This is a genomic window from Mycobacterium sp. UM_Kg1 (assembly GCF_000972925.1).
GTDB lineage: Bacteria > Actinomycetota > Actinomycetes > Mycobacteriales > Mycobacteriaceae > Mycobacterium > Mycobacterium hiberniae.
This window is the reverse complement of sequence record NZ_JRMK01000168.1, coordinates 1-7377: the sequence shown is the minus strand read 5'-3', so window position 1 is coordinate 7377 and position 7377 is coordinate 1. Positions and strand designations below refer to the sequence as shown.

The 7377-nt window shown below is 66.8% G+C and carries 7 protein-coding genes; 5 read left to right on the top strand and 2 right to left on the bottom strand.

Annotated elements, in window-relative coordinates:
- A partial coding sequence (locus LI92_RS18510) for a carboxymuconolactone decarboxylase family protein (RefSeq protein WP_046321523.1) occupies positions 1-408 on the bottom strand: 408 nt, incomplete at its 3' end.
- A gap of 164 nt (positions 409-572) precedes the next feature.
- Here LI92_RS18510 and LI92_RS18505 point away from each other — a divergent pair.
- The 3 genes from LI92_RS18505 to LI92_RS18495 are packed head-to-tail and all read left to right on the top strand — an operon-like array spanning position 573 to position 4374.
- On the top strand, positions 573-2912 hold the full coding sequence (locus tag LI92_RS18505) for a nitric-oxide reductase large subunit (RefSeq protein ID WP_046321521.1): 2340 nt from the start codon (positions 573-575) through the stop codon (positions 2910-2912).
- Positions 2909-3550 carry a hypothetical protein gene (locus tag LI92_RS18500; protein ID WP_046321519.1) on the top strand — a complete coding sequence of 214 codons (642 nt, stop codon included), beginning with the start codon at positions 2909-2911 and terminating at the stop codon, positions 3548-3550. Before LI92_RS18505 ends, LI92_RS18500 begins: the two co-directional genes overlap by 4 nt.
- Positions 3547-4374 (top strand): slipin family protein, encoded by an 828-nt coding sequence (locus LI92_RS18495; RefSeq protein WP_046321518.1) that lies wholly within the window; start codon positions 3547-3549, stop codon positions 4372-4374. Before LI92_RS18500 ends, LI92_RS18495 begins: the two co-directional genes overlap by 4 nt.
- Here LI92_RS18495 and LI92_RS18490 read toward each other — a convergent pair.
- Positions 4371-5141, bottom strand: a complete 771-nt coding sequence (locus LI92_RS18490) for an SDR family NAD(P)-dependent oxidoreductase (protein ID WP_046321516.1) — start codon at positions 5139-5141, stop codon at positions 4371-4373. The two genes, LI92_RS18495 and LI92_RS18490, sit on opposite strands and share 4 nt — an antisense overlap.
- A 158-nt stretch (positions 5142-5299) precedes the next feature.
- On the opposite strand from LI92_RS18490, the gene dosR reads away from it, so the two are divergent.
- The gene (gene dosR, locus LI92_RS18485) at positions 5300-5941 is read left to right on the top strand and encodes a hypoxia response regulator transcription factor DosR/DevR (protein ID WP_046321513.1); all 642 of its coding nucleotides are present in this window, start codon (positions 5300-5302) and stop codon (positions 5939-5941) included.
- Positions 5934-7377: GAF domain-containing sensor histidine kinase (locus LI92_RS18480; protein ID WP_046321511.1), on the top strand; the 1444-nt coding region annotated here is incomplete at its 3' end. The genes dosR and LI92_RS18480, both read left to right, overlap by 8 nt.

The window sequence follows — 7377 nt, the reverse complement described above, 5'->3', positions numbered from 1 at the left end:
GATGTGTATAAGAGACAGGACCTGCCAGGACGGCACGGCGGCGATCTTCTCCTCGGACATGCCCAGGGAACGCATCTGTTTGCAGTGCTGGGAGTAGACGAACTGGCTGCCGCGCGCATAGCCGGCACGGGCCTGACCGAGCTCGCGCAGCAGTGGGTCCAGCGAGGCGTTGCGATACAGCGCGAATCCGCGCACCGCGTGGGAGAACACCGCGGGCGCCTGGGCGAACACCGTCCACCAGTCCCCCGGCGTGCCGTGGATGGTGCGGTAGCCACCGGGCCCGCCGGTGGGCGCTTCGGGATCCGTGTGCTCCACCGGTTCGACGCCCTCGCCGAACAGCCGGTCGTAGAAGAACAGAATCTGCTTGTCGGTCACTTCGGAGCGCGGGATCTCGCGGAGTCGGGGCATGGTGGGAGTCCTTTCCGGTCCGCGTCGCGGACCGCCACTAAGGTATGCGCCGCTGCGGCGTCAAGGGGTATTTGGTCCACAGAGAAACTAACGCCCGGCCCCAAATTCCGGTGGTCGCCAAAAGTTTCGCGAACATTCGTCCTCGATACTGTTAGCGTCCCGTCATGAGCACCGATGCGACGGAGCTAGGCGCCCCCACCAGCGGTTCCGGCCGGGGCGCGGCGCTGGTCGGCAAGGGGTGGGCGCAGGGCGTTGCCCTGGTCATGATCTTCGGTTTCCTGGTGATGGGAATCCTGGCCTACCGCACCTACACCGCGTCGATGCCGATGCCGGTGCGCGTCACCGCAGAGTCCGGCCAAGAGCTGTTCTCCGGCGCCGATATCACCCGTGGCCAGCAGCTGTATCAGGCCCGTGGCCTCATGCAGTACGGCTCGGTGCTGGGCCACGGCGCCTACCTGGGCCCGGACTACACCGCCGAGTATCTGCGGTTGGCCACCGAAGACGTGGCCGAGCAGTTCCGGGCGCAGGGCGTGGCAAACCCGCACGACGACGTGGTCGCCGAGTTCAGGACCAACCGCTACGACGCCGACACCAAGACCCTGGTGTTCACCGACAAGCAGGTCAAGGCGTTCGACAAAATCCAGCAGCACTACGCCGACTACTTCGGCGAAGCCTCCACCAAATACGGCCTGCTGCCCCACCTGATCACCGACTCCGGGGAGATCCGGGACCTGACCGCTTTCTTCGCCTGGACCGCGTGGGCGGCCGCCGCCGAGCGGCCCGGCCACAGCTACAGCTACACCAACAACTGGCCCGCCGAGCCGCGCGTGGACAACGGCCCCACCGGCTCGGTCGTGGTGTGGTCGGTGTTGTCGCTGATCATGCTGTTGGGCGGCATCGGAGTCATGTTCACCGTCTACGGCCGCTGGAGCCAGGACATCGGCTGGCACGGCACCGAGTCGACCAAGCTGCACTTCCGCCAGCCGGGCGAGGTGCCGCTGACCCGCTCGCAGCGCGCGGCGATCTGGATCTTCGTCGTGGTGGCGGTGCTGTTTTTGGCCCAAGTCGTGCTCGGCGGCGCCGTCGAGCACTATCGCGCGGATCTCTCGGAGTTCTACGGGATCGACCTCGCCAAGATCCTGCCCTACAACTTGGCCCGAACCTGGCACCTGCAACTGTCCCTGTTCTGGACCGCGGCGGCGTTTTTGGCCGGCGGAATCTTCCTGGTGCCCTTCATCAGCCGACGCGAACCCGGCAAGCAGTCGCTGCTGGTCTACGGGCTGCTCGGGGCGTTGGCTGTGGTGGTGTTCGGCTCGCTGACCTTCGAGGCGCTGTCGATCTTCGGTGTGATCAAGCCGGGCACGCCGGTATCGCAGCAGTGGGAGTTCCTGGACCTGCCGCGCGTGTTCCAGGTGCTGCTGATCGTCTGCCTGTTCTGGTGGATCGTGATCATCTGGCGCGGGATGCGCTCGAAGCTGGCCACCACCTCGAAGATGAACCTGCCCTGGATGTTCTTCTTCACCGGCCTGGCCATCCCGACGTTCTACGCGGCCAGCCTGCTGGCCGGCAGCGAGGCACATTTCTCGGTGGCCGACTTCTGGCGGTTCTGGATGGTGCACCTGTGGGTGGAGGACTTCCTGGAGCTGTTCACCACCGCGATGGTGGCCTACATGTTCGTCCTGCTCGGCGTGGTCCGCGAGCGGGTCGCGTTGCTGGTCATCTTCCTCGACATCATCTTGTACTCGGCCGGCGGAGTGATCGGCACCATGCACCACCTGTACTTCTCCGGCACACCGGTGGAGCACATGGCGCTGGGCGCGTTCTTCTCGGCGGCCGAAGTCATCCCGCTGACCTTCCTGACCGTGGAGGCCTGGGCGTTCCTGCAGCTGGGTGCACGTCAGGAGGCCGGTGAGCAGAACAACTTCCCGGCGCGCTGGGCGGTGATGTTCCTGGTCGCCGTCGGGTTCTGGAACTTCCTGGGCGCGGGCATCTTCGGATTCCTGGTCAACCTTCCGGTGGTGTCCTACTACGAGATCGGCACCGCGCTGACCGCCAACCACGCCCACGCCGCGATGTTCGGGGTTTACGGCATGCTCGCGGTGGCGCTGGCGATGTTCGCGTTCCGCTATGTGATCCCAGCCGACAAGTGGCCGAACAAGCTGGCCCGGCTGTCCTTCTGGGGCATGAACATCGGCCTGGTGTGGATGGTGTTCGTGACCCTGCTGCCGCTGGGCGTGCTGCAGCTGTTCCACTCCGTCAACGCCGGGTACTTCGAGGCCCGCTCCCTGGGCTACCTCACCCAGCCCGGCAACACACTGCTGGAATGGATGCGCCTGCCCGGTGACCTGATCCTGATCGGGGCCGGTGTGGTGCCCTTCGTCTGGATCGCCTGGATTGCGCTGCGCAACTTCCGCTCCGGAGACACGGTTGAGGAGTTGCCAGAGCATCCGCTCTACACCGAGGTCACCGCGGACGCCGCGCCCACCGGCAAGGGCCGGCCGTGACGGGGCCGGCGACCTGGGTGTGGCTGGTCGCCGGCTACGCGCTGGCGCTGCTGTCCTTCGCCTGGGGCTTCGACCGGTTGGCCCAGCGGACCTCCGACCGGGCCGCACAGTGGCGCACCGGCAAGTTCGTCTACCACCAAGACCACGACGCCTGGAAATGTCCTGAGGATCAGTGGCTGTGGCCCACCACGTTCGACCCCGACAATCGCGTGATGCGGTACCGCGCGACCCCGTCGATCTGCAACGCCTGTCCGGTCAGACCCACGTGCACCACATCGCCCCACGGCAGGGAGATCAGCCGAGCCGTCGACCCCTGGCCGCATTCGGAAACCGGTCGCTTCCACCGTGGCATCGCCTGTACGGTAGCCGGTTTCGGCATCATTCTGCCGTTGGCGACGCTGATTGTGAACCATTCCGCCGCCGACGCTCTGGTGCTGGCCGCCGCGGTCGCGGTGGTGGCGGCCGGCGGCTTTCCCCTGGTGCGGCATCTGTGGAATACCCCCAGCAACGCGCCCGGTGACCCAACCGGGGCGGAACAGGCACTGACGGCGGCGAAGGTCGAGGCCGCGGTCGACCGATACTCCACCAGGTGGGGCGGCTTCTCCGCCCCGGCGTCGGCGAAACGGCCGGTGAAATGAGCGAAGGAGCGATCACCGCGCTGGCGCTGGGCGTCGTCGTGGTGACCGTCCTGGCATTTTTCGCACTGAACGTGGTGCGGGAGTACGAACGGGGCGTGGTGTTCCGGATGGGTCATGCCCGGCCCCTCTACCAGCCGGGACTGAAGTTCCTTATCCCGCTGGTGGACAAAATGTTTCGGGTAGACCAGCGCGTGGTGACGCTGACCATTCCCCCACAGGAGGTGATAACCCGCGACAATGTTCCGGCGCGAGTGAATGCCGTGGTGATGTTTCAGGTCACCGACCCGCTCAAGGCCATCATGGAAGTGGAGAACTACGCCGTGGCCACCTCGCAGATCGCCCAGACCACCCTGCGGTCGTTGCTGGGCCGCGCGGATCTGGACACATTGCTGGCGCACCGCGACGATCTCAACGCCGACCTGCGCACGATCATCGACAAGCAGACCGAGCCGTGGGGAGTGCAGGTACGGGTGGTCGAGATCAAGGACGTGGAGATCCCCGAGTCGATGCAACGCGCGATGGCCCGCGAGGCCGAGGCCGAGCGTGAGCGGCGCGCCAAGGTGATCAACGCCCGCGGCGAACTCCAGGCCTCCGAGGAACTGAGCCAGGCCGCAGAGAGGCTGTCCCAGAATCCGGCATCGCTGCAATTACGTTATCTACAAACCCTTTTAGAGCTGGGAGCCGACCAGAACTCCACGGTGGTCTTCCCGCTCCCGGTGGACATCATCACCCCGTTCCTCGGCTCGCGCAATGCGGATCACCGGCGCGACGGGCGGGCCTCGTCACCGCAGAATCACGAAGGCCGCAGAGCCCCGTCGGCTTAGCGAGCCACCATCCCGCCGTCGGCGTGGATGGTCTGACCGGTGATGTAGCTGCCCGCATCGGAGACGAGAAGCATGACCGGACCGACCATTTCATCGGGATCGGCGATCCGCCGCAGCAAGGTGGAATCGCGCAGCGCTGCGATGAACTCCGGTGGGTTGTTGCGCACCATGTCCGTGTCGACCGGGCCGGGAGCGATCGCGTTGACCCTAATCCGCGACGAGGCGAGCTCGGCCGCCATCGAGCGGGTGAAGGACACGAGCGCGGCCTTGGCCGCCGAGTACATGGAGGTGGCCGGCGAGTAGACGAAGGCGCCGGCCGACACCACGTTCACGATTGCGGCGTGCTCGCTCTTGCGAAGATGCGGCAGCGCCGCCTGAACCAGAAACACCGGCCCTTGCAGGTTGACCGCGAATGACTTGCTCAATGCCTCCGAGGTGATCTCGCCCAACGGCAGCGCGAGCGCGTTGGCGGCGTTGTTGATCACGATGTCCACCCCGCCGAACCGCTCGACGGTGGCATCGACCAGGCGTGCGATCGCATCGACGTCGCCGAGTTGGGTGGGCACCCCGATGGCGTCGGCGCCGGCCTGCCGCAGTTGCTCGGCGGCGCGTTCGCACGCTTCGCTCTTGCGGCTGGCCACCACCACATTGGCGCCGGCCGCGGCCAGCCCGTGCGCCAGCGCAAGACCGATGCCGCGGGTCCCGCCCGTCACGATGGCGGTGCGTCCGGTGAGGTCGAACAACGCGTTGAGGGCAGACCTGTCCACTGGGATCTCCTGGTATGTGGGCCGACGCGCATGAAGCGTAGTTGAAGCAGCCGGCCGACGGATCGGGGCTTTGTACCCTGGGTATCCGCGGGTGCCGCCGCTAGCGTGGGTTGTGGCTGCGCGTGCCGCGACGGCGGCTTCGGGCGAGAGGACGCGATGTGGTCAGAGTCTTTCTGGTAGACGATCACGAGGTGGTACGGCGCGGACTGATCGACCTGCTCGGCGCCGATCCCGAACTGGACGTGGTCGGCGAGGCCGGTTCGGTGGCCGAAGCGCTCGCCCGCATCCCCGGACTGTGCCCGGACGTCGCGGTGCTCGACGTTCGGCTGCCCGATGGCAACGGCATCGAACTGTGCCGCGACCTGCTGTCGCGGATGCCCGAGCTGCGGTGCCTGATCCTGACGTCCTTCACCTCCGACGAGGCGATGCTCGACGCCATCCTGGCCGGCGCCAGCGGCTTCATCGTCAAAGACATCAAGGGGATGGAACTGGCCCGCGCGGTCAAGGAAGTCGGCGCCGGCCGGTCACTGCTGGACAACCGGGCCGCGGCCGCGCTGATGGCCAAGCTGCGGGGTGCCGCCGCGAAACCCGACCCGCTCTCCGGCCTGTCCGAGCAGGAGCGGACGCTGTTGAGCCTGCTCGCGGAGGGGTTGACCAACAAGCAGATCGCCGACCGGATGTTTCTGGCGGAGAAAACGGTCAAGAACTATGTGTCCCGGCTGTTGACCAAGCTGGGCATGGAGCGCCGCACGCAGGCCGCCGTCTTCGCCACCAAGCTGGAGCGTGCGCGCAATGGCTGATCCCGCGCCCGCGGATGGCCCGAACCCCCTGCACGACAAACTCTTTCATTTGCAGTTGCCCGAATTACTGGTCGGCGTGCACGACCGGGTCCGGCAGATCGCGCAAGGACGCGACCGCCTCGACGGACTGCTCGCAGCGATGCTGGCGGTCACCTCGGGACTGGAACTCGATCAAACCCTGCGGACCATCGTGGCGACCGCCACCAACCTTGTCGACGCCAGGTACGGGGCGCTGGAGGTCCACGACCGCGACCGCCGGATGCAGCAGTTCGTCTACGAGGGTATCGACGACGAGACGTTCACCAAGATCGGTCGGTTGCCTGCGCAGGTGGGGGTGGTCGGTCTGCTGATCGACGAACCCCAGACCCTGCGACTGGACGACCTCTCACAACATCCGGCGTCGATCGGGTTTCCGCCGCACCATCCGCTGATGCGGACGTTTCTCGGCGTGCCGGTGGGCGTGCGCGATGAGATCGTCGGCAATCTGTACCTGACCGAGAAGGCCGATGGGCAGCCGTTCAGCGAAGACGACGAAGTTCTGGTGCAGACGCTGGCTGCCGCCGCCGGGATCGCGATTGCCAACGCCCGGTTGTACGCCCAGGCCAAAGCGCGCCAGTCCTGGATCGAATCCACCCGCGACATCGCCACCGAACTGCTGTCCGGTACCGACCCCACCACGGTCTTCCGGCTCATCGCCCAAGAGGCGACAAAACTGACCGGCGCGCAGTCGGCGTTGGTGGCCATCCCACTGGACGCAGATGCCCCCGACGCCGGGGTCGACCAGCTCCTGGTGGTCGAAACCGTGGGCGCCGCAGTGGATTCGCTGTCCGGGGAAGCCATCCCGGTGGCCGGCTCGCCGGTCGGCGAGGCCTTCTCGAAACGGGAGCCGCACCGGGTCGACCGTTTGCGGCTGACCGGTGTCGATACGGCCGGGCCGGCTCTGATCCTGCCGCTGCGCGCCACCGACGCGGTGGCCGGCGTGGTCGTGGTGATGCGGCACAGCACCACCGCCCCGTTCAGCATCGAGCAACTCGAGATGATGGCAGCGTTCGCCGACCAGGCCGCGCTGGCCTGGCAACTGGCGACGACGCAGCGCCGCGTACATGAACTCGACGTGGTCACCGACCGGGACCGGATCGCCCGCGACCTGCACGACCATGTCATCCAACGGCTGTTTGCCGTCGGCCTGTCGTTGCAGGGCGCCGTGACTCGCAGCGGGGAGGCCGAGGTGCAGCGCCGGCTCTCCGACGCGGTCGACGACCTGCAGGGGATCATCGGCGAGATCCGTACCACGATCTTCGACCTGCACGGCGTCGCGTCGGCAGCCCGGCCGCTGCGGCAGCGGCTGGACAACGCGGTGGCCCAGTTCTCCGGATCGGGACTGCACACCAGCGTGTCGTTCGTCGGCCCGTTGTCGGCTGTCTCTTATACACATC